The following is a 444-nucleotide window of genomic DNA, read 5'->3' as shown; positions in this document are numbered from 1 at the left end:
GCGTATTGAGATTATCAATAAAAAACCGCCAACGGGTGAGCCATTTGATTATAAAACGCTCAAACTGCCGGTAAATCTGCGTTTTGATCAAGCCAAAATAAAAACGATTGTCTATAAACAAGTGACCAAAGATCATATTGTCATTCATGATATCAGCGCTCGTGATTTGACGTGGGTTGGCAGCATGGTCACGGTAGGTCGCGGCAATTTACAGTATGCAGATATCGTCAAGGTTAGTGCTTTGCAAGGTGAGATTGATTTGCAAGGTGACTATCCGTTGGACTTAAGTGCTATTGCTGAGGTCAGTGCCTTAGAAAAAGCCTACATTGATCCACTCAATATTACTGCTACGGGTAGTTTAAAACGTACCGTTGGTAAGGTGCGTAGCCGCTACAATGATAACGATGTCAGCGGTGATTTTGTAGTGCAAGGACTCGATAAGGA

General features: G+C 42.6%; 1 protein-coding gene. It reads left to right on the top strand.

The window, feature by feature from the left end:
• A partial coding sequence (locus tag AAEZ06_RS26875) for a hypothetical protein (RefSeq protein WP_350617105.1) occupies positions 1 to 444 on the top strand: 444 nt, incomplete at both ends.

It is taken from the genome of Pseudomonas sp. HY7a-MNA-CIBAN-0227 (assembly GCF_040310325.1).
Lineage (GTDB): Bacteria > Pseudomonadota > Gammaproteobacteria > Pseudomonadales > Pseudomonadaceae > Aquipseudomonas.
The sequence above is the reverse complement of the archived record's forward strand: the minus strand, read 5'-3'. Positions and strand labels throughout refer to the sequence as shown.